The 25147-nt window shown below is 75.7% G+C and carries 28 protein-coding genes; 7 read left to right on the top strand and 21 right to left on the bottom strand.

Annotation, left to right across the window (positions count from 1 at the left end):
• Positions 1-195 precede the first annotated feature (195 nt).
• Genes gndA through ACRYM6_RS16260 form a run of 5 tightly spaced genes read right to left on the bottom strand, consistent with a single transcriptional unit; the run spans position 196 to position 5462 of the window.
• Positions 196-1674, bottom strand: coding sequence for an NADP-dependent phosphogluconate dehydrogenase (gene gndA, locus ACRYM6_RS16280; RefSeq protein WP_432543933.1), 1479 nt, complete (start codon positions 1672-1674; stop codon positions 196-198).
• Positions 1655-3028: an MFS transporter gene (locus ACRYM6_RS16275; RefSeq protein ID WP_432543930.1), complete on the bottom strand. Its 1374-nt coding sequence runs from the start codon at positions 3026-3028 to the stop codon at positions 1655-1657. Before ACRYM6_RS16275 ends, gndA begins: the two co-directional genes overlap by 20 nt.
• Positions 3025-3660, bottom strand: coding sequence for a GntR family transcriptional regulator (locus ACRYM6_RS16270; protein ID WP_432543929.1), 636 nt, complete (start codon positions 3658-3660; stop codon positions 3025-3027). Before ACRYM6_RS16270 ends, ACRYM6_RS16275 begins: the two co-directional genes overlap by 4 nt.
• A gap of 23 nt (positions 3661-3683) precedes the next feature.
• Positions 3684-4325: a UdgX family uracil-DNA binding protein gene (locus tag ACRYM6_RS16265; RefSeq protein WP_432543928.1), complete on the bottom strand. Its 642-nt coding sequence runs from the start codon at positions 4323-4325 to the stop codon at positions 3684-3686.
• A 54-nt stretch (positions 4326-4379) separates the two neighbouring features.
• Positions 4380-5462 carry a PfkB family carbohydrate kinase gene (locus ACRYM6_RS16260; RefSeq protein ID WP_432543927.1) on the bottom strand — a complete coding sequence of 361 codons (1083 nt, stop codon included), beginning with the start codon at positions 5460-5462 and terminating at the stop codon, positions 4380-4382.
• A 108-nt stretch (positions 5463-5570) separates the two neighbouring features.
• Between ACRYM6_RS16260 and ACRYM6_RS16255 the strand changes: the two genes are divergently transcribed.
• Entirely contained in the window at positions 5571-6605 is a 1035-nt protein-coding gene (locus tag ACRYM6_RS16255; protein ID WP_432543926.1) for an aldo/keto reductase, read from the top strand.
• A gap of 23 nt (positions 6606-6628) precedes the next feature.
• On the opposite strand, the gene ACRYM6_RS16250 is transcribed toward ACRYM6_RS16255, so the two are convergent.
• The 3 genes from ACRYM6_RS16250 to ACRYM6_RS16240 form a co-directional block, all read right to left on the bottom strand.
• Complete coding sequence (locus tag ACRYM6_RS16250) at positions 6629-7555, bottom strand: AEC family transporter (protein WP_432543925.1); 927 nt, start codon at positions 7553-7555, stop codon at positions 6629-6631.
• A 144-nt stretch (positions 7556-7699) separates the two neighbouring features.
• A complete protein-coding gene (locus ACRYM6_RS16245; RefSeq protein ID WP_432543924.1) occupies positions 7700-7855 on the bottom strand; it encodes a hypothetical protein in 156 nt (51 codons plus the stop codon).
• A 14-nt stretch (positions 7856-7869) separates the two neighbouring features.
• A complete protein-coding gene (locus ACRYM6_RS16240) occupies positions 7870-8856 on the bottom strand; it encodes a YihY/virulence factor BrkB family protein (protein WP_432543923.1) in 987 nt (328 codons plus the stop codon).
• A 77-nt stretch (positions 8857-8933) separates the two neighbouring features.
• Here ACRYM6_RS16240 and ACRYM6_RS16235 point away from each other — a divergent pair, with 77 nt between their 5' ends.
• The gene (locus ACRYM6_RS16235) at positions 8934-9980 is read left to right on the top strand and encodes an LLM class flavin-dependent oxidoreductase (protein WP_432543922.1); all 1047 of its coding nucleotides are present in this window, start codon (positions 8934-8936) and stop codon (positions 9978-9980) included.
• A gap of 48 nt (positions 9981-10028) precedes the next feature.
• Entirely contained in the window at positions 10029-10226 is a 198-nt protein-coding gene (locus tag ACRYM6_RS16230; RefSeq protein ID WP_432543921.1) for a hypothetical protein, read from the top strand.
• Here ACRYM6_RS16230 and ACRYM6_RS16225 read toward each other — a convergent pair.
• From ACRYM6_RS16225 to ACRYM6_RS16215, 3 genes are all read right to left on the bottom strand, one after another.
• On the bottom strand, positions 10217-10750 hold the full coding sequence (locus ACRYM6_RS16225; RefSeq protein ID WP_432543920.1) for a metallophosphoesterase family protein: 534 nt from the start codon (positions 10748-10750) through the stop codon (positions 10217-10219). The two genes, ACRYM6_RS16230 and ACRYM6_RS16225, sit on opposite strands and share 10 nt — an antisense overlap.
• 8 nt (positions 10751-10758) lie before the next feature.
• Positions 10759-11988: a phosphoglycerate dehydrogenase gene (gene serA, locus ACRYM6_RS16220; protein ID WP_432543919.1), complete on the bottom strand. Its 1230-nt coding sequence runs from the start codon at positions 11986-11988 to the stop codon at positions 10759-10761.
• A gap of 99 nt (positions 11989-12087) precedes the next feature.
• The gene (locus tag ACRYM6_RS16215) at positions 12088-12762 is read right to left on the bottom strand and encodes an NAD(P)-binding oxidoreductase (RefSeq protein WP_432543918.1); all 675 of its coding nucleotides are present in this window, start codon (positions 12760-12762) and stop codon (positions 12088-12090) included.
• A gap of 65 nt (positions 12763-12827) precedes the next feature.
• On the opposite strand from ACRYM6_RS16215, the gene ACRYM6_RS16210 reads away from it, so the two are divergent.
• Entirely contained in the window at positions 12828-13643 is an 816-nt protein-coding gene (locus ACRYM6_RS16210) for a transglutaminase-like domain-containing protein (RefSeq protein ID WP_432543917.1), read from the top strand.
• A gap of 42 nt (positions 13644-13685) precedes the next feature.
• On the opposite strand, the gene ACRYM6_RS16205 is transcribed toward ACRYM6_RS16210, so the two are convergent.
• The gene (locus ACRYM6_RS16205) at positions 13686-14036 is read right to left on the bottom strand and encodes a TraR/DksA family transcriptional regulator (RefSeq protein ID WP_432543916.1); all 351 of its coding nucleotides are present in this window, start codon (positions 14034-14036) and stop codon (positions 13686-13688) included.
• A gap of 102 nt (positions 14037-14138) precedes the next feature.
• Here ACRYM6_RS16205 and ACRYM6_RS16200 point away from each other — a divergent pair, with 102 nt between their 5' ends.
• Positions 14139-14594, top strand: coding sequence for a pilus assembly protein CpaE (locus ACRYM6_RS16200; RefSeq protein ID WP_432543915.1), 456 nt, complete (start codon positions 14139-14141; stop codon positions 14592-14594).
• A 25-nt stretch (positions 14595-14619) separates the two neighbouring features.
• Here the strand turns inward: ACRYM6_RS16200 and ACRYM6_RS16195 are convergent, their stop codons facing one another.
• The 4 genes from ACRYM6_RS16195 to ACRYM6_RS16180 all read right to left on the bottom strand — a co-directional run bounded on the left by ACRYM6_RS16195 (position 14620) and on the right by ACRYM6_RS16180 (position 17115).
• The gene (locus tag ACRYM6_RS16195) at positions 14620-15525 is read right to left on the bottom strand and encodes a proteasome assembly chaperone family protein (protein WP_432543914.1); all 906 of its coding nucleotides are present in this window, start codon (positions 15523-15525) and stop codon (positions 14620-14622) included.
• A 42-nt stretch (positions 15526-15567) separates the two neighbouring features.
• Positions 15568-16071 carry a transcriptional regulator NrdR gene (gene nrdR, locus ACRYM6_RS16190; protein ID WP_432543913.1) on the bottom strand — a complete coding sequence of 168 codons (504 nt, stop codon included), beginning with the start codon at positions 16069-16071 and terminating at the stop codon, positions 15568-15570.
• Positions 16072-16181: 110 nt separating this feature from the next.
• The gene (locus tag ACRYM6_RS16185) at positions 16182-16625 is read right to left on the bottom strand and encodes a LysM peptidoglycan-binding domain-containing protein (protein WP_432543912.1); all 444 of its coding nucleotides are present in this window, start codon (positions 16623-16625) and stop codon (positions 16182-16184) included.
• A gap of 220 nt (positions 16626-16845) precedes the next feature.
• Positions 16846-17115, bottom strand: a complete 270-nt coding sequence (locus tag ACRYM6_RS16180) for a DUF2277 domain-containing protein (protein ID WP_432543911.1) — start codon at positions 17113-17115, stop codon at positions 16846-16848.
• A gap of 181 nt (positions 17116-17296) precedes the next feature.
• Here ACRYM6_RS16180 and lexA point away from each other — a divergent pair, with 181 nt between their 5' ends.
• Positions 17297-18049 carry a transcriptional repressor LexA gene (gene lexA, locus ACRYM6_RS16175; protein WP_432543910.1) on the top strand — a complete coding sequence of 251 codons (753 nt, stop codon included), beginning with the start codon at positions 17297-17299 and terminating at the stop codon, positions 18047-18049.
• A gap of 44 nt (positions 18050-18093) precedes the next feature.
• Here lexA and ACRYM6_RS16170 read toward each other — a convergent pair whose 3' ends face one another.
• From ACRYM6_RS16170 to hflX, 3 genes are all read right to left on the bottom strand, one after another.
• Positions 18094-18759 carry an aspartate/glutamate racemase family protein gene (locus tag ACRYM6_RS16170; protein WP_432543909.1) on the bottom strand — a complete coding sequence of 222 codons (666 nt, stop codon included), beginning with the start codon at positions 18757-18759 and terminating at the stop codon, positions 18094-18096.
• 53 nt (positions 18760-18812) lie between these two features.
• A complete protein-coding gene (locus tag ACRYM6_RS16165; RefSeq protein ID WP_432543908.1) occupies positions 18813-20870 on the bottom strand; it encodes an ATP-dependent DNA helicase in 2058 nt (685 codons plus the stop codon).
• Positions 20871-20958: 88 nt separating this feature from the next.
• Positions 20959-22503 carry a GTPase HflX gene (hflX, locus tag ACRYM6_RS16160; RefSeq protein ID WP_432543907.1) on the bottom strand — a complete coding sequence of 515 codons (1545 nt, stop codon included), beginning with the start codon at positions 22501-22503 and terminating at the stop codon, positions 20959-20961.
• Between the two features lie 91 nt (positions 22504-22594).
• Here hflX and ACRYM6_RS16155 point away from each other — a divergent pair, with 91 nt between their 5' ends.
• Entirely contained in the window at positions 22595-23212 is a 618-nt protein-coding gene (locus ACRYM6_RS16155; RefSeq protein WP_432543906.1) for a class I SAM-dependent methyltransferase, read from the top strand.
• Here ACRYM6_RS16155 and dapF read toward each other — a convergent pair.
• Together dapF and miaA are read right to left on the bottom strand one after the other, a co-directional pair.
• Complete coding sequence (dapF, locus tag ACRYM6_RS16150) at positions 23196-24134, bottom strand: diaminopimelate epimerase (protein ID WP_432543905.1); 939 nt, start codon at positions 24132-24134, stop codon at positions 23196-23198. The genes ACRYM6_RS16155 and dapF overlap by 17 nt on opposite strands.
• On the bottom strand, positions 24131-25105 hold the full coding sequence (gene miaA / locus ACRYM6_RS16145) for a tRNA (adenosine(37)-N6)-dimethylallyltransferase MiaA (protein WP_432543904.1): 975 nt from the start codon (positions 25103-25105) through the stop codon (positions 24131-24133). Before miaA ends, dapF begins: the two co-directional genes overlap by 4 nt.
• Positions 25106-25147: the final 42 nt, after the last annotated feature.

Here is a 25147-nt window from a genome sequence, read left to right as displayed (position 1 = left end):
CTCTCAGTAGTATGTCGTCGAGGTGTTCGGTCTCTACGGCGAAGACGCCTCCTCCGGCGCGAGCGCGGGGGGGCTGGTGGGGGCCGCCCCCCCGCCCCCCCCCCCCCCCCGCGCCGAGCGCGTGGGCTGACCGGACGCGCCGACGGCGGTGGCCCCCCGCGAGGGGGACCACCGCCGTCCGCGTTCCCGGGTGGGTCAGGAGCGGGTCTCGGACCCGTCGCCGGTCCACTCGACGTGGAACGAGCCGTCGCGGTCGACGCGCTTGTAGGTGTGCGCCCCGAACAGGTCGCGCAGGCCCTGGACCAGCGCGGCCGAGGAGCGCTCGCGGCGCAGGCCGTCGTAGTAGGCCAGCGACGAGGCGAAGCCGGGGGCGGGGATCCCGACGTTCACCGAGTGCACCACGACCCGGCGCCAGGCCTCCTGGCCGCGGGTCACGGCGTCGGCGAAGTACGGGTCGAGCAGCAGCGAGGGCAGCTCGGGGTCCCGGGCGTAGGCGTCCTTGATCCGGTCCAGGAACTTCGCCCGGATGATGCAGCCGCCGCGCCAGATGGTCGCCATCGCGCCGGGGTCGATGCCCCAGCCGTACTCGACCGAGCCGGCGCGGATCATGTCGAAGCCCTGCGCGTAGGCGACGACCTTGGAGGCGTACAGCGCCGCGCGGACGTCGTCGACGAACGCGTCGGCGTCGGCCTCGGCGACGAAGCCACCGGTGCCCTCGGCGCCGGCGGCCGGGCCGGGCAGGACGCCCTGGGCGGCCTTGCGCTGCTCGGCGTGGCCGGACAGGGCGCGGGCGAAGACGGCCTCGGCGATGCCGGAGACGGGGGTCCCCAGGTCCAGGGCGGTCTGCACCGTCCAGCGGCCGGTGCCCTTCTGCTCGGCCTCGTCGAGGACGACGTCGACGAGCGCGACGCCGTCCTGCGTCGGGTCGTCCTTGTCCAGGACGCGCGCGGTGATCTCGATGAGGAAGCTCTCCAGGTCCCCGGAGTTCCAGGTCGTGAAGATCTCGGCGAGCTGCTTGGGCGTGCGGCCCAGGCCGTGGCGCAGCAGGTCGTACGCCTCGGCGATGAGCTGCATGTCGGCGTACTCGATGCCGTTGTGGACCATCTTGACGAAGTGGCCCGCCCCGTCGGGGCCGACGTGCGTGGAGCACGGCGTGCCGTCCACGGACACGGCGATGTCGGCCAGGATCGGCCCGAGCTTGGCGTAGGCGTGCTCGGAGCCGCCGGGCATGATCGAGGGACCCAGGAGGGCGCCCTCCTCACCGCCGGAGACGCCGACCCCGGCGAAGTGGATGCCCTTCTCGCGCAGCGCGGCCTCGCGGCGGCGGGTGTCGAGGAAGTGGGCGTTGCCGCCGTCGACGAGGATGTCGCCCTCGGACAACAGCGGGGCCAGCTCGTCGATCACGGCGTCGGTGGGGCCGCCGGCCTTGACCATGATGATGATCGTGCGGGGCGACTCCAGGGAGTCGACGAACTCCTGGGTCGTGTAGCCGGGGACGAAGGTGCCCTCGTCCCCGAACTCCTCGATCAGCGCCTTGGTCTTGGCGTCGGTGCGGTTGTGGACGGCGGTCACGTAGCCGTGCCGGGCGATGTTGCGGGCGAGGTTACGGCCCATCACCGCCAGACCGGTCACGCCGATCTGCGCCTTCTGCTTCTCATCGGTCACCCGTCGCATCATGCCGTGCCGGCACCGGCGCGGGAACCGCCACCCCGGACCTCCTCGCGCGCAGGACGTCGCGCACCCGGGGCACGACGACGCCGTCGCGGGCCATCAGGGCGCGGGTCTGGCGGCGGCTGACGAGGATCCCGACGACCCCCACCGCCCACAGCGGGTACTGCAGGGCGAACGCCACCTCGAACGCGTCCAGCGAGTACGTCCCGGGGGTCCCGGCGCCCTGGACGTCGAGCAGCACCCCGACGAGCAGGATGAGCACGACCGAGGCGGTGAACCCCATGACGTTAGTCATCCCCGTGGCACCGCCGAGGCGGTGCGCCGGGTTGGAGGTGCGGGCGTAGTCGAAGCCGATGAGGGACCCGGGCACGCCGGTCGCGGCGACGACCACCAGCAGCGCGAGCAGAGCCAACGGGGCGGGTCCGGGCCACAGCAGCACGACGCCCCACACGGCGGCCTGCGACCCCACGATGGCCAGGACCAGCCAGGAGCGGCGCAGCGGGTGCCGGGCCACGAAGGTGCCGAACACCGGGCCGGCGCCGGCGGCGGTGACGGTGTACAGGGTCAGCAGCGCGCTGGCGGTGCCGGTGCTCAGCCCCTGACCGGAGACGAGGAACGGGAACCCCCACAGCGTCGCGAAGGCGTTCCCGGAGAACGGCGTGGCCCAGTGCGACCACAGGCCCAGCCGCGTCCCGGGGTGGCGCAGCGCCGCCCGCAGGTCGCCGCCGACCTCGCGCACCGACTTGGTGACGCGCGGGTTCTCCCGGCCCGGGGGCACGTCGCGCAGGACGATGATCGACAGGGCGGTGGCCAGCAGCGAGAACGCGCCGATCCCGGCGTAGGCGGGGGTCCAGCCCGGCCCGTGCAGCAGCGCGACCAGCGGCACGAAGCTGAAGACCTGGCCGAGCTGGCCGAAGAGGCCGACGAGCTGGGTCATCACCGGCACGCGCTGCGGCGGGAACCAGTTCGTCGTGACGCGCAGGACGCTGACGAAGGTGGCCGCGTCGCCGGCGCCGACCAGGACGCGGGCCAGCACCGCCTGCCAGGTCTGGGTGCTGAAGGCCAGCACGAGCTGCCCGACGCCCATGGTCGCGGCGCCCAGGACGACGAGGCGGCGCGGCCCCCACCGGTCGATGAGGACGCCGACGGGGACCTGCAGGGCGGCGTAGACGACGAACTGCAGGACGGCGAAGCTGGACAGCGTCCCGGCGGTGATGCCGTAGCGGTGCTGGGCGTCGAGCCCGGCCGCGGCCAGCGAGGTGCGGTTGGCGACGGTGACGACGTAGGCCAGGGCGCCGACGGCGAAGACGACCCAGGCCCCCTTGACGGCTCCCCCGCGCGCCGCGGCGGCGGTCACGGGCGCACCGTCCGCAGCCGGTCCGCGGCGGTCCGCACGTGGGTGCGCACGAGCTCGACCCAGGCCTGCTCGTCGTCGCCCAGGAGGGCCTCGCGCTGGGCCCGGTGGTCGGCCAGGGCGCGCGCCGCGCGGTCGTCGGAGCCGGCGAGGTTGGCCACGCCCATCCGCGTCTGGCGGTCGCGCAGGGAGTCGTACAGGGCGGCGAGGACCTCGTTGCCGGCGGCGCGGACGACCTCGGCGTGGAAGGCGCGGTCGGCGGAGGTGAAGGCCCAGGGGTCCTGGGCGCGGGCGGCGCGCTCCATGGCGAGCAGGTGGGGCTGGAGGCGGTGGGCGAGCTCGGCGCGCCCGGTCCAGGCGCGGTGGGCGGCGTGGACCTCGACGAGCTCGCGGGCCTCCAGGACGTCCTCGACCTCGGCCGGGGAGACGGGGACGACGAGGGCGCCGCGCTTGGGCAGGAGCCGGACGAGCCCCTCGGCCTCCAGGCGCAGCAGCCCCTCGCGGACGGGGGTGCGCGAGACGCCCACGGCCTCGGCGATCTCCCCCTCGGTGAGCAGCTGCCCGCCGGGGTGGGTCCGGTCGAGGATGCGGTGCTTGACGTGGGCGTAGACCCGTTCGGAGGCTGAGGCGTCCATGATGCATCTATGGTACCCGCATGTCAGGACAAGGCAGCCGCCGCAGTGCGCAGGTCGGCCACCAGCCCGGCGTAGGCGGCGTCCCGGTCCGCCTCCGGCACGCGCAGCACCGCCGACGGGTGGATCGTCCCCAGGAACGTCTTCTCCCCCTTGGTGGTGCTCAGCCGCAGCACCTGACCGCGGTGCTTGGTCACGCGGAAGTCCTTCGGCAGCAGCGCCTTCGCCGCGGTCGCCCCGAGGCACACGACGACCTCGGGGTCCACCACCGCCAGCTCCGCGCTCAGCCACGGCCGGCACGCCGTCACGTGCCCCGCGTCCGGCGAGGCGTGGATGCGCCGCTTGCCCGGCGCCTCCTGCGTGAAGCGGAAGTGCTTGACGGCGTTCGTCACGTACGTCGTCGCGACGTCGATGCCCGCCTCGGCGACGGCCCGCTGCAGCAGCTTCCCCGCCGGCCCGACGAACGGGACCCCGCGCCGGTCCTCCTGGTCACCGGGCTGCTCCCCCACCAGCGCGAGCCGGGCGGTCGGTGAGCCGGCGGAGAACACCACCTGGGTCGCCGGCTCCCACAGCTCGCACCCCCGGCAGGCGGGCGCGGCCTCCCGCAGCCCCGTCAGGTCAGCCCCGGCGGGGACGAACTCGGCTGCTCCCGGTCGCTGGACGCTCATCGGCCGATCATCGCCGCGCACCGCGCCCGGCGCAGCCGCAGACGCGGACGGGGCTCAGAACGACGGACCGGGGCCCGTGGGCAGGTCGTTGCCGACCGCCAGCGTCGCGGTGGCGCGGCGCACCGCCACCCGGGTGGGCGGGTGCTCGCGCAGGACCGCGTCCAGGAACCCGTACCGCCGCACCAGCTGGGAGGTCGCCGAGGTCCGCGGACCCCGCCGCAGGTGGGACCACCAGTCGGCGATGTCGCCCCAGCCCGGCGCCGACAGGGAGCCGCCGAACTGCTGGACCGACAGCCCCGCGCACAGGTTCGCGAACGACAGCCGGTCCGCCAGCGGCCAGCCGGCCAGCGTCCCGGCGAGGAAGCCGGCCCCGAACACGTCGCCGGCCCCGGTGGCGTCGAGCGCCTCCAGCCGCAGCCCCGGGACCTCGGCCCGCTCCCCCGTCCCGGCGTCGACCGCGACCGCGCCGTCGGGCCCGCGCGTCACGACGGCCACCTGCACCCGCTCGGCCAGCGCGGCCACCGCCGCCTCGGCGGAGTCGGTGCGGGTGTAGCGCATGGCCTCGACGTGGTTGGGCAGGAAGGCGTGGCAGTGCTCCAGCCCGGCCAGCACGTCGGGGTTCCACTGCGTGGAGGAGTCCCAGCCGACGTCGGCGAACACCAGCGCCCCCTGCTCGCGGGCCCGCAGCACCCACGGCTGCGGCACCGCGGCCAGGTGCACGAGGGCGCTGCGGGCGGCCGGGACGTGCTCGGGCTCGTCGACCGGCGCGGGGTGCTCGTGGGTGACCATCGCCCGGTCCCCGCCGTAGGCCAGGGAGACGGTGACCGGGGAGTGCCAGTCCTCGACGAGGTACGACGTCGACAGGTCGACGCCCTCCTGCTCCCCCAGGGTCTGCCAGCAGAACCGGCCGTAGGCGTCGGTGCTGAACGCGGCCGACAGCGACGTGCCCAGCCCCAGCCGGGCGGCGGCGACGGCCATGTTCGCGATGCCGCCGGGGCACGAGCCCATCCCCGAGGTCCACACCTCCGTCCCGAGCCGCGGCTCGTCGTCCAGCCCCGTCAGGACGATGTCGAGGAACACCGTCCCCCGGACGTGGACGTCGAACACTCCGGGACCGGCCGGTGGCTGCGTCAGCACGGGCCGATGCTGTCAGGCCGCGTGGTCGGACGGCCAGGTGTCCCCGTTCGACGGTGCCGATCCAGAACCGGGAGGTGGGGACCCGCCCCCGGGGGCAGGATGCGCGGCATGGAGCACAGGACCCTGGGAAGCAGCGGCACGTCGGTGTCGAACCTCGCGCTCGGCACCATGACCTTCGGTGCCGAGAGCGACCGCGACGTCGCCTTCGAGCAGCTCGACACGTTCCTCGCCGCCGGCGGGACGCTCGTGGACACCGCGGACGTCTACTCCGGCGGGGTGTCCGAGGAGATCATCGGCGCCTGGCTGGCCGACCGGCCCGCCGACGTGACCGAGCGGGTGGTGCTGGCCACCAAGGGCCGGTTCCCCACCTCCGGCGAGCCCAACGGCGTGGGCCTGTCGCGCCGCCACCTCACCCGCGCCCTCGACGCCTCGCTGCGCCGCCTCGGCGTCGAGGCGGTCGACCTCTACCAGGTCCACGCCTGGGACCCGTGGACGCCGATCGAGGAGACCCTGGCGACCCTGGACTCCTTCGTGCGCGCCGGGAAGGTCCACCACGTCGGGCTGTCCAACTTCACCGGCTGGCAGCTGCAGAAGGCCGTCGACGTCGCCGACGCCGCGGGCTTCTCCCCGCCGGTGACCCTGCAGCCGCAGTACAACCTGCTGGTCCGCGAGATCGAGTGGGAGATCGTGCCGGCCGCCGAGGAGAACGGCCTCGGGCTGCTGCCGTGGTCCCCGCTCGGCGGCGGCTGGCTGTCCGGCAAGTACACCCGCGACACCACCCCCACCGGCGCCACCCGCCTGGGCGAGAACCCCGACCGCGGCGTCGAGGCGTACGCGCGGCGCAACGCCGCGGCCCGCACCTGGGCCGTGGTGGACGCCGTGCAGCGCGTCGCCGAGGAGCGCGGGGTGACGATGGCCCAGGTCGCGCTGGCCTGGCTGTGCGCCCAGCCCGCGGTGAGCTCGGTGATCCTCGGGGCGCGCACCACGGCGCAGCTCGTCGAGAACCTCGGCGCGGCCGACCTGGAGCTCGAGGCCGCCGAGCTCGCCGTCCTCGACGAGGCCAGCGACCCCGAACCCGCCGACTACCCCTACGGCGGGCCCGGGTCCACCCAGCGCTCGCGCAAGCTCGGCGGGGGGCGCTAGGCCGCCGCCCGGGGCACCACCGCTCAGCCCAGGACGACGCTGATCAGCACGATCACGGGGCCGAACAGGACCGTCGTCAGGAGCACGGTGTCCCGGGCCAGGTCGCGGGCCACCCCGTACCGGACCGCGTAGGTGAACACGTTCTGCGCCGTGGGGAGCGCGGCGACGACCGTCGCCGCGTGCACCGCGTGGTCGTCCATCCGCAGCACCCACCGCGCCACCGCGTAGGTGGCCGCCGGCTGCAGGAACGCCTTGACCGCGGTCGCCAGCAGCACCCCGCCCGAGCGCCAGCCCGCCGCGCTGCCGCCGTGCAGGGAGATCCCGAACGCCAGGAGCGCGCCGGGGATCGCCAGGCCCGCCAGCAGGCCCAGCGGCTGGCCGACGGCGGTCGGCAGCCGCCACCCGGTGATCGACAGGACGACGCCCACGACGCTGGCGAGCAGGATGGGGTTCACCAGGGGCGCCAGCAGGCGCCGCGCCGCCGCCGACCGCCCCGGCTCACCGGGGTGGTGGGCGACGTCGAGGACGCCCAGGGCGACGGGGGTGAGCACGACCATCTGCAGCAGCATCGCGGGCAGGACGGCCGTCACGTCCTCCAGCACGTAGGCGGCGATCGGCAGCCCGATGTTCGCCGCGTTGACGAACGAGCCGGCCAGACCGCCGATGACGAGGTCGTCGCGGGACAGCCGCAGCCACCGGCCGGCAACCAGCAGCCACACCAGGACCGAGCACAGCACCCCTGCGCCCGTCGCCGCCAGCTGCTCGGAGAACAGGACGTGGACGTCGGCCTCGGCGAGCGTCTGCAGGAGCAGGGCCGGTGTCCCGACGAAGAAGACGAGCCGGGACAGGACGGTCTGGCCGGAGGGGCCCAGGACGCCGGCGCGGCCGACGAGGTACCCGACGGCGACGATGGTGGCGACGACCGCGAGACCGGTGAGGAGCCCCGTCACCGCCGGCCGCTGCGCGCCGACGACCAACCAGCGGTGCTCTTCACGGGGTCATCGTGCCACGGTCACGGAAAGGCCCTCGGATCGCCCGCCGCTCCCGGGAGGGGTGGCGGGCGGCCCGGGGGCCGACGTGCGGGTGGGGCCGGGTCAGTCCGCCGGCGCCTGGTGCCCCTGCTGGCCCCGCACGCCCGCGTCGTCGGCCTCCTGGCTCTCGGGGAGGGCCTCCCAGCCCTGGCGAGCCTCCTCGGTGAGCTCCTTCGACGCCTCCAGGTGCTCCTGGGCGCTGTCCTTCTCCTCGGGCACGTCGGCTCCTCTCGTCATCGGGTCTCGGGCTTGCGGTCGGCGGCCACCGCGTCGCGCTCGCCCATGGGCTGCTCCGGGCCGACGGTGGTGTCCTTGTCGGTCTGCTTCTCGGACTCGGCGTTGACCTCGGCGCCGAGCAGGATGGCGTAGCTGGTCAGCCACAGCCACATGAGCAGGACCACGACCCCGGCCATCGCGCCGTAGTTCTTGGCGTACGAGGACTGCCCGGCCGTCGAGACGTAGATGGAGAACCCGGCCGACACGACCAGCCACAGGACCGTCGCGACCCCCGCGCCCACCGACACCCACTTCGCCTGCGGCGCGTCGCGGTCGGGGGCCAGGCGGTAGACGACGGCGAGCGCCACCAGGACCAGCGCCAGCAGCAGCACCCAGCGCAGCACGTTCACGACGGCGCTGACGGCCCCGCTGGCGCCGAGGGCGTTGACCAGCACCGGCGCGACGCCGATGAAGGCGATGGCCAGCAGCATGAAGACGATCGCGCCGATGGTCAGCAGGAACGCGGTGCCCTTGCGCTTGACGAACCCCCGCGACTCCTTCTCGTCGTAGGCGATGTTCGTGGCGGCCATGAGGTTCTCGACGCCGCTGGAGGCGCTCCACAGCGCCAGCAGGATGGCCACGACGGCGGTGATCCCGGCCGTCGACTTCTGCGCCGAGACGTTCTCGACCTGACTCGTCACCAGGTTCCGGGCCTCTTCCGGGATGGCGCTGATGCCGTTGATCTGGTTCGTGATCTGGCTGGGGTCCCCGAAGATCCCCCAGATGAGGAACGCCGCCGTCAGCGCCGGGAAGATCGCGAGGAAGGCCTTGAAGGCGACCCCGGCCGCCAGCAGCGGCACCTGGTCGTCCTTGGCCTCCGCCCACGCCCGCTTGGTGACGGCGAACCAGCCCTTGGCCGGGATCTGCGTCGGGGACTCGGCGTTCTCACCGCGCGCGCCGTGCCGGTGCACCGACAGGTCGTCACGCTGGGTCGTCCTGCTCATGGTCCCAGGGTGCTCGATCCGTGCGCGGTCCGCGCGCCGAGCGGAACTCCGCACCGGATCGGCGAGTTCGGCACAGGGTGACCGTCCCGCTGTCCGTCCTGGACCTGTCCCCCGTCACCACCGGCAGCCCGCCCTCGGCGGCCCTGCGCCGCAGCCTCGACCTCGCCCGGGCCGCCGAGGGGTTCGGGTACCACCGGTACTGGGTCGCCGAGCACCACGGCTCCCCCGCCGTGGTCTCGGCGCCCGCGGTCCTCATCGCCTCGATCGCGGCGGCCACCACGACGCTGCGGGTCGGCGCCGGCGGGATCATGCTCCCCCAGCACCGGCCGTTGCACGTGGCCGAGACGTTCCGGGCGCTGGAGGCGCTGCACCCCGGCCGGATCGACCTCGGCGTGGGCCGGGCGCCGGGCGCCGACGGCCGCACCGCGACGGCCCTGCGCCGCGCCGCCGGCCCGGACGGGGACCGGGCCCGCGACGTCCGCGAGGACCTGGCCGACCTGCACGGCCACGTCGAGGGGTTCGTCCCCGGTCACCCGCTCGCGGGGGTCACCGCGATGCCCACCGACGTGCCGCTGCCGCCGGTGTGGGTGCTGGGGTCCAGCGACCACGGGGCGCAGCTGGCGGCCGAGCAGGGGACGGGGTTCGCCCACGCCGGGCACCTGGGGACCGTGGACCCCGCGGACGTGCTGGAGCGGTACCGGCGGGCGTTCACCCCCTCCGCGCGGCCCGGGCGCGGACGGCCCACCCCGTACGCGGTGCTCACCGTGGCCGTGGTCGTCGCCGAGCGCGCCGGCCGGGCCGCCGAGCTGGCGCACGCCGCGACGCTGGCCGCCGTGCGCTCGCGGCTGGGCGCGCCCGCCCCCCTGCCGACCCCGCAGGAGGCCGCCGCGCACCGGTGGACGCTCGCCGAGCGCCACACCGCCGGCCGGCTGCCGCCGCTGGTGGCGGGCACGCCCGGGGAGGTGGTGCCGCAGCTGGCCGGGCTGGCCGCGCGCACCGGCGCCGACGAGCTGATGGTCGTGACCGAGGTGCACGACCCCGCCGAGCGGACGCGGTCGTACGAGCTGCTGGCCCGCGCCTGGGCGGACCGGGGCGCAGCGTCAGCGGGTGGACCGAACGGGTGAACGCGGACGACAGGCTCAACCACGCAGCGTGACGACCGATGGGAGGACATGATCAGCCTCGAGAGCGTCAGCTGGAGCTCGCAGGCCCTCACCACGCCTGCGCCCGCCCCCGCCGGGTCCCCCGGCGACCGCGAGCGGCGCCGCCGCCCGGCGATGGTCGTCCGGCGCCCCACCCCGCGCGACGGGGTCGAGGTCGGGCCCGCCGACCCGTTGCACCCGGCCGGCCGGGTCGACATCTACCTCTGAGACCGGCCCCCGGCCGGCGGCCTCGGGGGCACCCGGTGCAGCACGACGGGTGAGAGCCGCCCGTCGTGGACGTCGAGCTCCATCCAGGTGCCGGTGGGCTGGCGCCGCCGGTCCGTCGGGGACCCCGGGTTCAGCAGCCGCAGACCCCGCGGTGTCGTGGTGTCCCACGGGATGTGGCTGTGCCCGAACACCAGCACGTCGTGGGCGTCGGCGTGGGCGGCGTCGCACCGCCGTTCCCGGCCCGTCCGGTCGCCGGTCTCGTGGACGAGGCCGAAGCGGACCCCCTCGACGGTCACGGACGCGAACCCCGGCAGGTGCTCGCGCACGTCCGCGCCGTCGTTGTTGCCCGCGACGCCGACGAGGCGGGCGGTGCGCGCGCGCAGCGCGAGGACCGTCGCCGCGTCGCACCAGTCCCCGGCGTGGAGCACCACGTCGGCCGCCTCGACCGCCGCCCAAACCGGCGCGGGCAGGTCCTTCGCCCGCGTCGGCAGGTGCGTGTCGGAGAGCAGGACGACGTGCGCCACGGCCGGGCTCAGCCCAGCTGGCGCACGCGGACCGTCTCGGGCAGCTCCCGCAACCGCCGGCCGACCTCGTCGGAGGCGTGCGCGGCGATGTCGGTGACGACGTAGCCCAGGTCGCCGCGGGTCGCCAGCTGCTGGCTCTCGATGTTCACCCCGGCCTGCGCCAGGACCGAGTTGATGGCCGCGAGGACCCCCGGCACGTTGCGGTGCAGGTGCGCCAGCCGGACCGTCCCGGGCGTCGACTCGGTGCCCAGGGTCGGCAGGTTCACCGACAGCGTCGTCGCGCCGTGCAGCGCGTAGTCGCGCAGCTTCGCGGCGACGAAGCGGCCGATGTCCTCCTGCGCCTCCTCCGTCGACCCGCCGACGTGCGGGGTGAGGATGACGTTCGGCAGCCCGCGCAGCTCGGACTCGAAGGCGTGCCCGGACCCCTTCGGCTCGGTGGGGAACACGTCGATCGCCGCGCCCGCGATGTGCCCGCTCTCGACGTGCTTGCGCAGCGCGACGTGGTCGACGACGAACCCGCGGGACAGGTTCAGGAAGATCGAGCCCGGCCGCATGCGGGCGAACTCCTCCTCGCCGAAGAAGCCGGAGTTGCTGCTGCGGCCGTCGACGTGCAGCGTCACGACGTCGGCGATCTCCAGGACCTCGTGCAGGCTGCCGCAGCGGCGGGCGTTGCCGAGGGCGAGCTTGTCGGTGCGGTCGTAGAAGAAGACGCTCATGCCCAGGGCCTCGGCCACGACGGACAGCTGCGAGCCGATGTTGCCGTAGCCGATGATCCCCAGCCGGCGGCCGCGGACCTCGTGCGAGCCCGTGGCGGACTTGTCCCACACGCCCGCGTGCATGGCCCGGTCCTTGACCGTGAGGCGGCGGGTCAGCGCGATGATCTCGGCGAGGGCGAGCTCGACGACGCTGCGGGTGTTGCTGTACGGGGCGTTGAACACCGCGACCCCGGCGGTCGCGGCCGCGAACAGGTCGATCTGGTTGGTGCCGATGCAGAACGCCCCGACGGCCCGCAGGTCCGGCGCGTTGTCCAGGACCTTGGCGGTGACCTGGGTCTGGGAGCGGATGCCCAGCAGGGACACCCCGGGGAGGCGTTCGAGCAGCTCGGTCTCGTCGAGCGCCCCGGACGCGGTCTCGACCTCCCAACCGGCCTCGGACAGCAGCGTCCGGGCGTCGGCGTGGATGTTCTCCAGCAGGAGCGCACGCCCGAGGGGGGCGGGGGCGAGGTCGGGGGCGGACACGGTGTTCCTCCAGCTCAGCGACGCGGTCGGGTCTCCAGTCTCCCGCACCCGGCGCCCAGGTCCGGACCGGCCCCGCCCACCGGCCCGGCGGCGGCCGGCTCAGACCCCGCCCACGGCGTCCGCGACCGGCTCCTCCCCCGAGCACAGCCCCAGCACCGGTGCGGGGGCGGGGCCGGCGACGAGCCGGTCCGCCAGCGCCAGCAGCACCGCGGCCACGTCGGCGCGGGGCACGCGGCCGGCGTCCACGGCCGCGGCCAGCCGCACCCTCCCCGTCCCCGGGTCGTCCGTCAGCCCCGCCGGGCGCAGCACGCACACCCGCAGCCGCTCGCGGGCCAGCAGGTCCTCCTCCGCGGCGAGCTTCGCGCGCAGGTACGCCAGGAACACCTCGTCGACCCCGTCGGGGACGGCTCCGTCGCGCACGGAGTCCACCCCGATGGACGAGACGAGCAGGTAGGCCCCGACGCCGGCCCGCTGGGCCGCGTCGGCCAGCAGGACCGCCGCGGCGCGGTCCACGAGGTCCTTGCGGGCCGCACCGCTGCCCGGGCCGGCCCCGGCGGCGAAGACGACGACGTCGGCCCCGGCCAGGTCACCCGCCACGTCGGCGGCCTGCGAGCCCTCCAGGTCGCGCACCACCCCCCGCACGCCCACCGCCTCCAGGTCCGGCACCTGGGCGGGGTCGCGGACGAGGCCGACCACCTCGTCGCCCCGCCGCGCGGCCAGCTCCCCCAGCAGCAGGGCGATCTTCCCGTGGCCCCCGGCGATGACGATGCGCATCCACCGACCGTAGGCACGCCGGTGCCGGCGCGCACCCCGCGGGCGCCTGGGGCAGGATCGCGCGGGTGCACCGCCTGAGCACCACGGTCCGCACCGAGCTGCGGTTCGAGGCGGGCCACCCCGTGGGCGCGGCCCTGCTCGTCGCCCTCGCCCGCCGGCCCGGCGTCGAGGTCGGGGCCGAGACGCTCGTGGTCACCGGGTCCGCCGGTACCGTGCCGGTGCGGGAGGTGCACCTGCCCGACGGCGGCCGCCTGCACGAGTTCACCGCCCCCGCCGGGACCACGACGGTCACCTACCGGGCCACCGCCACGACCGACCCCGCAGCGGCCGACGACGCCCTGCGCGCCGCCGAGCGGTGGGAGTTCACCCGGCCCAGCCGGTTCTGCCCGTCGGACCGGCTGACCCGGACCGCGGCCGCCGAGTTCGGGTCGGTGCCGCGCGCGGACCTGCCGCGGACCGTGGCCGGCTGGGTCGGCGCCCGGACGGGGTACGTCAGCGGGTCCAGCGCGCCGGGCGACGGCGCCCTGGAGACGCTCCTGGACCGGCGGGGGGTGTGCCGGGACTTCGCGCACCTGACGGCGGCGCTGCTGCGGGCGCTGGACGTCCCGGCCCGGGTGGCGGTCGCCTACGCGCCGGGGCTGGCCGTCCCGGACTTCCACGCCGTCGTCGAGGCGGCCCCGCAGGGCCGGTGGCGGGTCGTGGACGCCACCGGCCTGGCCCCGCGCCCGGCGCTGCTGCGCATCACCGCGGGCCGCGACGCCGCCGACACCGCGTTCCTCACCACGACGGGGGAGGTCGCGCTGACGCACCTGTCGGTGCGCGCGGTCACCGACGGCGCCCTGCCCGCCGACGACCACCGCGCGGCAGTGGCCCTGCCGTAGCGGGGCCACCGGCGGGTCCGCGGGCGGAGCGCCGCGGGAGGGTCAGAGCTTCTCGCCGGCCAGGGTGGCCGCGTCCGGCAGCGCCTCGAGCCGCTCGACGGGGATGGGCTCGCCGGAGACGACCGAGATGCCGTAGGTGCCGGCGTCCAGCCGCTTCAGGGCGTCCTGCACGCTGTCGAGCCGCCGGCGGGCGCCCTCGAGCAGCCCCTCGTTCTCGGCGGCCTGCTGCTCGTGCGCGCCGAGGTCGCCGGCGTCCTGCCCGCCCTCGGCGGCGTCGGGGGTGCTCCCGGCCTCCAGGCGTGCGGTGAGGTCGTCGATCGTGGCCCGCAGGTCGCGCTGCATGGTGGTGAGCCGCTCGCGGGCGGCGTCGAGGTCCAGGGAGCTGTCGGTCATGGAGGACGTTCCTACCGTGTCGCGACGCTCCCGGCACCACGAGACGCTCTCGGGAGACGCTCCGGGGAGACGCGCCGCGCCGGTGGGTCCATGCTGGGTCGGGTGATCTCCGTCGATCTCGCCCTCCGCCTCCGGGACGCCGGCCTGCCGTGGGAGCCCGCCTCGGGCGACCGGTTCGTCATCCCGCACCGGGACATGGACTCGGACGTCTTCACGCTCTCGGACATGACCGTCGAGGTCCACGACCACCCCACGGGCCAGTTCATCGGCTTCAACGGCACGACCGAGTGGGCCCTGGACTCGGTGGACCGCCCCGAGGCGTGCTGGTTGCCGGCCGAGCACCAGCTGCGCGACCTGCTCGGGGACCGGTTCACCCGCCTGGAACGGCGCGACGCGCCCGGGGGGTCGGTCCACCGGGTGCTGCTGCTGGACGAGCGGGGCGCCGACGCCTTCGAGGCGGCGGACGCCTCCGACGCCTACGCCCTCGCCCTGCTGCACCACCTGTCCGGGGCGACCGGGGGCAGCGTCGGCACCGACGGGGCGACCGCGTCCGCCTGAGCCCGGCCCGCGGCGCGCCGGCGGCTCACTCCGGGCCGGGGTCCTCCTCGCGCTTGGCCAGGAAGCGCTCGAACTCCTCCCCCAGCTCGTCGGCGGTGGGCAGGAAGGCGCTCGCGGCGCCGGTGCCGCGCCCCTCGTCGCCGGAGGCGTCGTACTGCTCCTCCAGCGCGGTCACGACCGCGGCGGCCTCGGGGGACTCCGCGACCTGCCGGTCCACCTCGACGCGGGTGGCCGACGCGGCCTCCTGCAGCGACTGCACCGGAACGGCGACCCCCGTCGTGCCCGACAGCGTGCGCACCAGCACGGCCGCGGCGTCGGGGTAGTCGCTGCCGGCGAGGTAGTGCGGCACGTGCGCCAGCACCGACACGACGTCGCGGCCGGCCTGGCCGCCGCGCAGGTGGACCAGCGCCGAGGCGTGCGCGGGCACCTGCGCCTCCAGGTCCCAGGTGCGGAACCCGTCCAGCAGCTCGGGCCGGGTGGCGCTGGCGGTCACCCCGGCGGGACGGGTGTGCGGGACGGCCGTGGGGGCCGCCGACAGCACCGTGACCAGCCCGACGCCCAGCTCGTCCACCAGCCGCCACACCGCCGCGCTGAAGCGTTCCCACTGCACGTCCGGTTCGGGACCGGACAGCAGCAGCAGCGAGGACCCGTCCTCGTCGGTGACCCGGTGGACCTGCAGGCGGGGGGGCTCGTAGTCCACCCAGTCCTGCCCGCCGAAGGTCATCGTGGGCCGCCGGGCCCGGTAGTCGTGCAGCTGGTCCACGTCGAACGAGGCGACGACGTCGTTGCGGCAGGTCCGCAGCAGGTGCTCGACGGTCTGCCGGACGGCGTTGCCGGCGTCGATGAAGCCCGACAGGGCGATGACGAGGGGCGGTTCCACCAGGGACGGCCGCTCACCCTCGTAGGAGTACAGGGAGGCCGGATCGAGCATCCGCCCATCATCCTCCGGATGGGGAGGTGGGCCGACCGAGGGTCAGCCGCGCGCGACGGCCGGCTGGTCGCCCGGGCGGCCCAGCGGGCCGAGACCGGCCTCGCGCTCGGCCCGCAGGCGGTCGATGGCCTTCTCGAAGTCGGCGAGGGAGTCGAAGGCCTGGTAGACCGACGCGAAGCGCAGGTAGGCCACCTCGTCGAGCTCCTGGAGGAACGGCAGCGTCGCCAGCCCGACCTGGTGGGCGTCGATCTCGGCGGCGCCCTGGGCGCGGACGGCCTCCTCGACCCGGTGGGCCAGCAGGGCGATGTCGTCCTCGGACACCGGGCGCCCCTGGCAGGCCTTGCGCACGCCGGAGGCGATCTTGGCGCGGCTGAAGGGTTCGGGGGCGCCGGAGCGCTTGAGGACCGTCAGGCTCGCCGTCTCGACCGTGGTGAACCGCTTGGAGCAGTTGGGACACTGCCGACGGCGACGGATCGAGCTGCCGTCGTCCGTCGTGCGGGAGTCCACGACACGGGAATCCTCGTGCCGGCAGAACGGGCAGTGCACCCCGAGTTCCTCCCCCGCGACCGAACGACAGGCCTGGCCAAGGCTCGACCGTACGTCCGGACGGGGAGGACGGGCAACCGGACCGGTCGCCCCCGGGGTGTCCACGGGTCTCAGTCCCGGGTCGGCATCACGAGCCGCTGCCCCGCCGAGACCGTCATCGAGGGCATCTCGTTGAGCTGGACGATCCGCCCGGCGACCTCCCGCCAGTCCTCGCGGGGGGCCCAGCCGGAGGCGATGGCCGACAGCGTCTGACCCGGCTGGACCGTGACGACGACGGCTGCCGGTGCCCGGTGGACCCCCGCCGAGGCCCCGGTGAGGGCACCGGTGACGGCCACGACCGCCCCGGTGAGCGCGGTGGCCGCGGTGCAGGTGACGAGCAGGCGGCCGCGGCGGGTCAGGCGCAGACCGGTGGTGCCCGCGTGCGGGTGGCGGACCGGACGGGGGCGGCGGCGGTCGTGCCGGGCGCGCGGGGGCCGGTGCGCCGCCGCGCGGGACGGCCGGGCGAGGAACGGCTGCGACGGCTCGCAGGGCAGGACGAGGGCGGTGGTGCTCACGAGCGTGGGCCTCCATCTCGGGGTCGCCGCGATCGAACGGGTGTTCGATCGGGCGCGTCTGTTCTACCACCGTTCGAACGGTGGAGCGCAACCCCCGCAGGGGCCCGGGGAGGCCGACCGCGACGGCCGGCCCCCGGGCGCACCGGGGGGGGTGACGCGGGCAGACGCTGCCACCGCCCTCCGACAGACGCGCTGACCTGCGACGACGTCCAGGCCCTCGTCAGGAGGCGTACCGCCTGGCCGCCCGCTCGCGCGCCCGGGCCGCCTCGACCTCGCGGTCCTTCGGCGGGGCGGCGGTGACGAGGTCGTCCAGGAGGTGCTCGGTGGCGTGCGCGACGGCCGCGACGGCGCGGTCGAACGCCTCCTGGTTGCGCGCCGACGGCTTCGTCGTCCCGGCGACCTTGCGCACGTACTGCAGGGCCGCCGCCCGCACCTCCTCGCCCGTGGCGGGCGGTTCGAAGTTGTGCAGCTGGCGGATGTTCCGGCACATGGGACGAGCCTAGGCAGCGTCCCGGCACCCGACCAGGGCCTGGTCGACACGCCGGGTTCGAACACGTGTTTGATGCCCGGGGGCCGGGTGGCTAACGTTGCTCCACCGGGCGGTCGGCGAGCTCGACCGACCACGCGGCACCGCGCAGCGCCCCGGGTGACCATCGGACAGGGAGAAGGACGTGGCCGACGTGCTGGACGGCACCGACGAGAGCGGACCCGTGACGGAGCAGGCGCTCGGGACGGTCCACGAGTTCCCCGACCCTCCCCTGGCGCGCGACGGGCTCACCCAGCGGCAGCGCCGGGTCCTGCACGCCATCAAGGACTGCGTCGACCAGCGCGGGTACCCGCCGAGCATGCGGGAGATCGGGCAGGCCGTGGGCCTGACGAGCCCCTCCAGCGTCGCCCACCAGGTCAAGACCCTCGAGAGGCTGGGGTTCCTGCGCAAGGACCCGCGCCGCCCCCGCACCCTCGAGGTCGTCTCCCCGCCCCCGCGGTCGGGGTGGGGCGTGGTGGACGGCGTCAACGGCGTCGACGGCGCGGCCGCCGACAGCCACCCCGCCCCCGCGTACGTGCCCCTCGTGGGCCGCATCGCCGCCGGTGGCCCCATCCTCGCCGAGCAGCTCGTCGAGGAGGTGTTCCCGCTGCCGGCGCAGCTGATCGGCGCCGGGGAGCACTTCGTGCTCCGCGTCGTGGGCGAGTCGATGATCGAGGCGGCCATCTGCGACGGCGACTGGGTGGTCGTGCGCCGGCAGCCGACGGCCGAGAACGGGGACGTCGTCGCCGCCATGATCGACGGCGAGGCGACGGTGAAGGTGCTGCAGCGCAAGGACGGCCACGTCAAGCTGCTGCCCCGCAACCCGCTGTTCGACCCGATCGACGGCGACGAGGCCACCGTCCTGGGCCGGGTCACCGCCGTCCTGCGGAGCCTGTGACCCGCGCGGACCCGTCGCCGGCCCGTCGCCAGCCCGGCGCCGGTTCAGCGCACCGGCAGCACCAGCTCGACGGCCGCCTCGACCGCCAGCCGCGGTGAGGTGAGCACCGGGACGCTGAGGTCGCGCAGCAACGGCGCTGCGTCGACCATGCTCGCCTGGGCCAGCACGACGACGTCGACCGGCGGGTCCAGCGGCCGCAGCGCCCGGCGGACCGTGTCGGCCACCCCGGTCGTGTAGGTCAGCAGGTCCCCGGACTCGAACGCCGCCCACGTCCCGGTGCAGCGCACCTCGACGAAGTCGACGCGGCGACCGGTGTCCTCGGCGCACTCCCGCAGCAGCGGGACGAGCGTGGCGGCCGCCTCGTCCAGCGAGCTGACCACGGCGACCCGCCGCCCGGCCAGCACGGCCGCCTCCGCCATCGGGCGGTCCACGCGCACCACCCGCAGGCCGAGCTCGGCGCCGACGGCCTCAGCCGTCGCCCCGACCGTCGAGCACGTGCAGACGACGACGTCGGCCCCCTCGGCCACCAGCCGGCGCAGCCGGTCGCCCAGGGCGGCGCGCACGGCCTCGGGCCCCCGGGCCCGAGCGGCCGCGAGCAGGCCGGTGTCCACGAGGTGCCGATCAGCGACGGTGTCGTCCCGTTCGGCCAGCAGGTCGCGGAAGGTGCGCACGTGGGCGTGCGCGGTGTGCAGGAAGCCGACGGTGGCCACAGAGCGAGGATGCCACGCCCGTGGCCCCCCACCACCAGGAGGTGTCGCGGACGTCACTCGCTCAGCCGCCGCAGCGCCGCCAGCACCGTATCCGTCGACGTCGTCGCCCAGAAGTCCGGCAGCGACTCGCGCAGGAACCCGCCGTAGCGGGCCGTGGCCAGCCGGGAGTCCAGGACGGCGACGACCCCCTTGTCCTCCGCCGCCCGGATCAGCCGCCCCGCCCCCTGGGCCAGCCGGACGGCCGCGTGGGACACCGAGACGGTCAGGAACCCGTTGCCGCCGGCCGCGTCCACGGCCCGGGCCCGCGCCGACATGAGCGGGTCGTCGGGGCGGGGGAAGGGGATGCGGTCGATGACCACCAGCGAGCAGCTGGCGCCGGGCACGTCGACGCCCTGCCACAGCGACATCGTCCCGACCAGCGTCGTGGCGGGGTCGTCGGTGAAGTCCCGGACGAGCTTGGGCAGCCGGTCGTCGCCCTGGCACAGCACCGGCGTCGAGACGCGCCGGCGCAGCGCCTCGGCGGCCTCCTCGGCCGCCCGGCGCGAGGAGAACAGCCCCAGGGTGCGCCCCCCGGCGGCCTCCACGAGCGCCGCCAGCTCGTCCATCGCCGCCTCACCCGCCCCGGCCCGCCCCGGCGGGGGCAGGTGCCGGGCGACGTAGAGGATCCCCTGCCGGGGGTAGTCGAACGGGCTGCCGACGTCGACCCCCGTCCAGGCCGTGCCGGCCCCCTTGGCGCCCTTGAGCCCGAAGGCGCCGGCGACGGGGTCGAAGGACCCGCCCAGCGTCAGGGTCGCCGACGTGGCGACGACGGTCCGCTCGCTGAACAGCCTCTCCCGCAGCAGGCCCGCGACCGACAGCGGCGCGATGTGCAGGGACGGCGGCCGCGAGGCCGCCCCGAAGCCCGCGGTCACCCACGCCACGTCGTGACCGTCCTGGGCGTCCCGGCCCACCTCAGCGGCCAGCCGCTCGGCGACCGAGAAGACCTCCTGGACGGCGGCGCGCGCCAGGTGCCGGGCTCCGCGGGACTCGGGGTCCTCCTCCTTGCCGGCGGACTCGCCGGCGTCCTTGAGGTCGCTCAGCGCCTGCCGGGCGGCGTCGCGCACGGCGACGACGGCGTCGGCCAGCGCGTCGGGCCACCGGTCCAGCCGGCCCGGCGGGGCCTCCTCCAGCGCGGCCTCCAGGGCGACCGCGGCGTCGTCGAGGGCCTCGGCGACGATGCCGGCCGAGCGGCGCAGGCGCCGGGACGCGGTGTGCAGCACCGAGGCGGACAGCTCCGCCGTCGCCACGGCCGTCACCCGGTCGGCCAGTTCGTGGGCCTCGTCGACGACGAGCACGTCGTGCTCGGGCAGCAGCAGCCCGCTGTTCTCCAGGGCGTCGATGGCCGTCATGGCGTGGTTGGTGACGACGACGTCGACCTGGCGGGCCCGGGCCCGCACCCGCTCGGAGAAGCACTCGGCGGCCACCGGGCAGCGCTGGGACCCCAGGCACTCGCGGGCCGAGACGGACACCTGCCGCCAGGCGCGGTCGCTGACCCCGGGGTCCAGCTCGTCGCGGTCGCCGGTCTCGGTCGTCGCGGCCCACTCGCGCAGCCGCACCACCTCGCGGCCCAGCCGCCCGGCGTCCCCGCCGGCGCCGCTCGCCGCGACGGTGGGGGCGGCGATGTCGAACAGGGCGCCCTCGTCGGTGGGGAATCCGCCGTCGAGCTTGTTGCGGCACAGGTAGTTCGCCCGGCCCTTGAGCAGCTCCCAGGTGGGTTCGCGGCGCAGCGCCGGGGCCAGGGCCCGGGCCAGGCGCGGCAGGTCCCGCTCGACGACCTGGGCCTGCAGCGCCAGCGTCGCCGTCGTGACGACGACGCGGTGGTCGGTGTGCACGGCGTGCGCGACCGCCGGGACGAGGTAGGCCATCGACTTGCCCGTGCCGGTGCCGGCCTGCACGAGCAGGTGGCGGCGGGTGCGGATGGCGTCGGTGACGGCCTGCGCCATCCGCGCCTGCCCCTCCCGGCGCTGGCCGCCGAGGGCGTCGACGACGGCGTCGAGGAGGTCGGCGGCCTCGGGGCCGTCGACCTCCTCGTCCGCGACGTCGCGGGGGGCGGGGTCGGTGGACGTGCTCACCGGTCCATCCTCCCCCGTCGCACCGACACGACCGTCCGCCGTCCACAGCGGGTCCCCTCCGGGGCCCGCCGTGGACGCGGACGTCACCTCACGCGGTGCGCGTGAGCCGGTACCGCTCCAGCTCGGCCGCCAGCCGCGGGCGGACCCGGGCCAGCAGCCGCGTGCCGTCGGCGGTGTGCTCCTCGTCCAGCACCTGACCGGTGGTGTGCACCCGGTGGACGAGCTCGCCGCGGTCGTAGGGCACGACCACCTCGAGCTCGACGTCGGGCACCGGCAGCATCTCGGCGATGCGGGCGAGCAGCTCGTCCACGCCCTGCCCGGTGCGGGCCGAGACGGCGACCGCGTTCTTCTCCCGGCGCAGCAGCCGGTCGAGGACCTCAGGGTCGGCGACGTCGGCCTTGTTGACCGCCACCAGCTCCGGCACGCCCTGCGCGTCCACGTCGGCCAGGACGGCCCGCACCGCGGCGAGCTGCCCCTCGGGGTCGGGGTGCGACCCGTCGACGACGTGGAGGACGACGTCGGACTCGGCGACCTCCTCCAGCGTCGAGCGGAACGCCTCGACGAGCTGGTGCGGCAGCGAGCGGACGAACCCGACCGTGTCGGCCAGCGTGTACGGCCGCCCCTCGGGCGTCTGGGCCCGCCGGACGGTCGGGTCCAGCGTCGCGAACAGGGCGTTCTCGACGAGGACCCCGGCGCCGGTGAGCCGGTTGAGCAGGGAGCTCTTGCCCGCGTTGGTGTACCCGGCGATGGAGACCGCCGGGACGGCCCGGGCGTGCCGCAGCGAGCGCTTCTCGACCCGCGCGGTGCCCATGCCCTTGATCTCGCGGCGCAGCTTGGCCATCCGGCCCCGGATGCGCCGGCGGTCCAGCTCGATCTTCGTCTCACCGGGACCGCGGGAACCGATCCCCGCACCGCCGGCGACCCGGCCACCGGCCTGCCGGGACATCGACTCGCCCCACCCGCGCAGGCGCGGGAGGAGGTACTCGAGCTGGGCGAGCTCGACCTGGGCCTTGCCCTCCCGGCTCTTGGCGTGCTGGGCGAAGATGTCGAGGATGACGGCCGTCCGGTCGACGACCTTCACCTTGACGATGTCCTCCAGCCCGCGGCGCTGGGAGGCCGACAGCTCCCCGTCGCAGATGACGGTGTCGGCGCCCTCGGCGGCCACGAGGTCGGCCAGGGCGGCCGCCTTGCCCGCCCCCAGGTAGGTCGCGACGTCCGGGGTCGTGCGGCGCTGCAGCACGCCCGCGAGGACGTCGGAGCCGGCCGTGGCGGCCAGGGCCGACAGCTCCTGCAGCGAGACCTCGGCCTCGGCCCGGTTGGAGTCGGCGCTGGACCAGACCCCGGCCAGGACGACCCGCTCGAGCCGCAGCTGCCGGTACTCGACCTCGGTGACGTCCGAGAGCTCGGTGGACAGCCCGGCGGCGCGGCGCAGCGCGCGGCGGTCGGCGAGGTCGAGCTGGTCCCCGTCGAACGCGGTGTGACCGTCGGGATCGTCGTTCTCGCCCACCTCCTGCGCCGCGTTCTCCCCGTGACCGCGCAGGATGCGGGCGATGGCCCGGTCGAACTCCTGGTCGCGTTCGCTGTTCGTGGGTCCCGCGGACTGCTCCGTCGCGGGAACGTGGCGCTGGTTCATGGACCTCCTCGGTCGCTTCGTGGTGTGCGCCTAGCGTGACAGTGCAACCACGACGGGGGCGAGTTCATTTCACGCCCTACGCTTGCCCGTCGTGTCGCAGCCCGAGCCCGAGCACTACTTCTCCGCCCAGCCCGCCACGGCCGACGAGCGCCGCGAGCTGACCGTCGAGCTGGCCGGTCGCGAGGTCACCGTCACCACCGCCCGCGGCGTCTTCAGCGGCGACCGGGTCGACAAGGGCACCGCGGTGCTGCTGCCGCTCGTCGAGCCCGACGACGCCCCCGGCACGGTGCTCGACCTCGGCTGCGGCTGGGGCCCCGTCGCGCTGACCCTGGCGCTGCTGCGCCCGCACCAGGCGGTCCACGCCGTGGACGTCAACGAGCGCGCCCTGGACCTGGTGCGGCGCAACGCCGCGCGCCTGGGCACGACCGTGCACGCCGCGCTGCCCGACGCGGTCGACCCCGCCGTGCGCTTCGACGAGATCTGGTCCAACCCGCCGATCCGCATCGGCAAGGCGGCGCTGCACGAGCTGCTGCTGCGCTGGCTGCCGCGGCTGGCGCCCGGAGGGGTGGCGCACCTGGTCGTGCAGAAGAACCTGGGCGCGGACTCGCTGCACTCCTGGCTGGGCTCGGGGGTGCTGCCGGGCACCGCGACGACCCGGACGACGACGTCCGGGGGCTTCCGGGTGCTGACGGTCAGGCGGCAGGGGTGAGGGTGAGGACCCCGCGGGCGACGAGCTGAGCGGGCCCGGACAGCCAGACGGTCCCCTCCGACAGCGTCGACCCCGCACCGACGGTGACCACGAGCCGGCCGCCGGGCACCCGCACCCGCCACACCCCCGGTGCGCCCTCCCCGGCCCACGCGCGGGTCGCGAGCGCCGCGGCGCAGGCCCCGGTGCCGCAGGAGCGGGTCTCCCCGGAGCCGCGCTCGTGCACGCGCATCGCGATGTCGCCGATGTCGAGGTCGCCGTTGCCGTCGAGGTCGACGCCGTCGACGGGGACGACGAGCTCGACGTTGGTGCCGTGCGGCGGGACGGGCTCGACCTGCGGGGCGCGGCCCAGGTCGGCGGCGTCGAGCTCGGCGGCGTCGGGCAGGGCGACGACGGTGTGCGGGTTGCCGAGGTCGACGGACAGCGCGGGGCGGGCCACGCCGTCGAGGCCGGGGACCTGGACGAGGGCGTCGGACCCGTCGGCGAGGGCCCGGGCGCCGCCGGTGAGGGACCAGCGGCCCATGTCGGCCGTCCAGGAGCCGTCGGGCTCGCGGCGCAGGCGCTTGAGACCGGCCCGGGTGGCGACGCCGAACCAGGTGCCGTCCCCGGCCCCCTCGGGCAGCAGCCCGCTGCTCAGCAGGAACTCGGCGAAGACGCGGACGCCGTTGCCGCACATCTCGGCGACGGAGCCGTCGGAGTTGCGGTAGTCCATGAACCACTCGGCCTGGTCGGCCAGCGCCGCGGCGGCCGGTTCGGCGGCCGTGCGGACGGCGCGGATCAGCCCGTCCGCCCCGATCCCGGCGCGCCGGTCGCAGATCGCGGCGACCAGCTGCGCGTCCGGTGCCCAGGAGCCGTCGGGGTCGGCGACGAGCACGAAGTCGTTCTCGGTGCCGTGGCCCTTGGTGAAGGGGATCTCGCTGGTCACGCGGCCGATGCTACGGGCAGCAGGTCGACGATCCGGCGGGCGAGGTCCTCGGCGGTGGTGCCGTCGGGGGCGTCGAGCCAGTGCACGCGCCCGTCGCGGCGGAACCAGGACTCCTGCTTGCGGGCGAAGCGCCGGGTCAGGCGGGCGGTGAGCTCGCGGGCCTCGTCGTCGGTGGTCGTGCCGTCGAGGGCGTCGAGGACCTGGGCGTAGCCGAGGGCGCGGCCGGCGGTCAGCCCCTCGCGCAGGCCCCGGGCCTGCAGGGCCCGGACCTCCTCGACCAGACCGGCGGCCCACATGCGCTCCACGCGGGCGTCGATGCGGGCGACGAGCTGGTCGCGGGGCACCGCGAGGCCGACCTGCAGGGTCGGGCGCAGGTACGTCGGCTCGGGCAGGGCGGCCGCGAAGGGGGCCCCGGTGATCTCGCCGACCTCCAGGGCCCGCACGATGCGGCGGCCGTTGCCGGGCAGGATCCGGGCGGCGGCCCCGGGGTCGGAGGCGGCCAGCCGGGCGTGCAGGGCGTGCGGGCCGACGCGCTCGAGCTCGGCCTCGAGCCGGGCCCGGACGGCGGGGTCCTTGCCGGGGAAGCGGAGGTCGTCGAGCGCGGCGCGCACGTACAGCCCCGACCCGCCGACGAGGACGGGGACGCGACCGCGGCCGGTGACGTCGTCGAAGACGTCCCGGGCCCACTGCTGGAAGGCGGCGACCTCGGCGGTCTCGGTGACGTCGAGGACGTCGAGGAGGTGGTGCGGGACGCCGCGCCGCTCGGCCTGCGTGATCTTCGCGGTGCCGATGTCCATCCCGCGGTAGAACTGCAGCGCGTCGGCGTTCACGACCTCGCCGGGGGTGCCGGTGGCCCGCTCGAGCAGCCGGGCGAGGGCGACGCCGACGTCGGACTTGCCGGAGGCGGTGGGGCCGATCACGGCGATCACGGGAATCTTCGGCTGGCCCACATCGTCATGGTGGCAGAGCATTGACCCCGTCCGGGACGACTGCCGGGGACCGAGTGGAGGGAC

The organism is Kineococcus rugosus, assembly GCF_050871975.1.
In the GTDB taxonomy this organism is placed as follows: domain Bacteria; phylum Actinomycetota; class Actinomycetes; order Actinomycetales; family Kineococcaceae; genus Kineococcus.
Note: the sequence above shows the minus strand (reverse complement) of the source record. Positions and strands in the feature narration are given on the sequence as shown.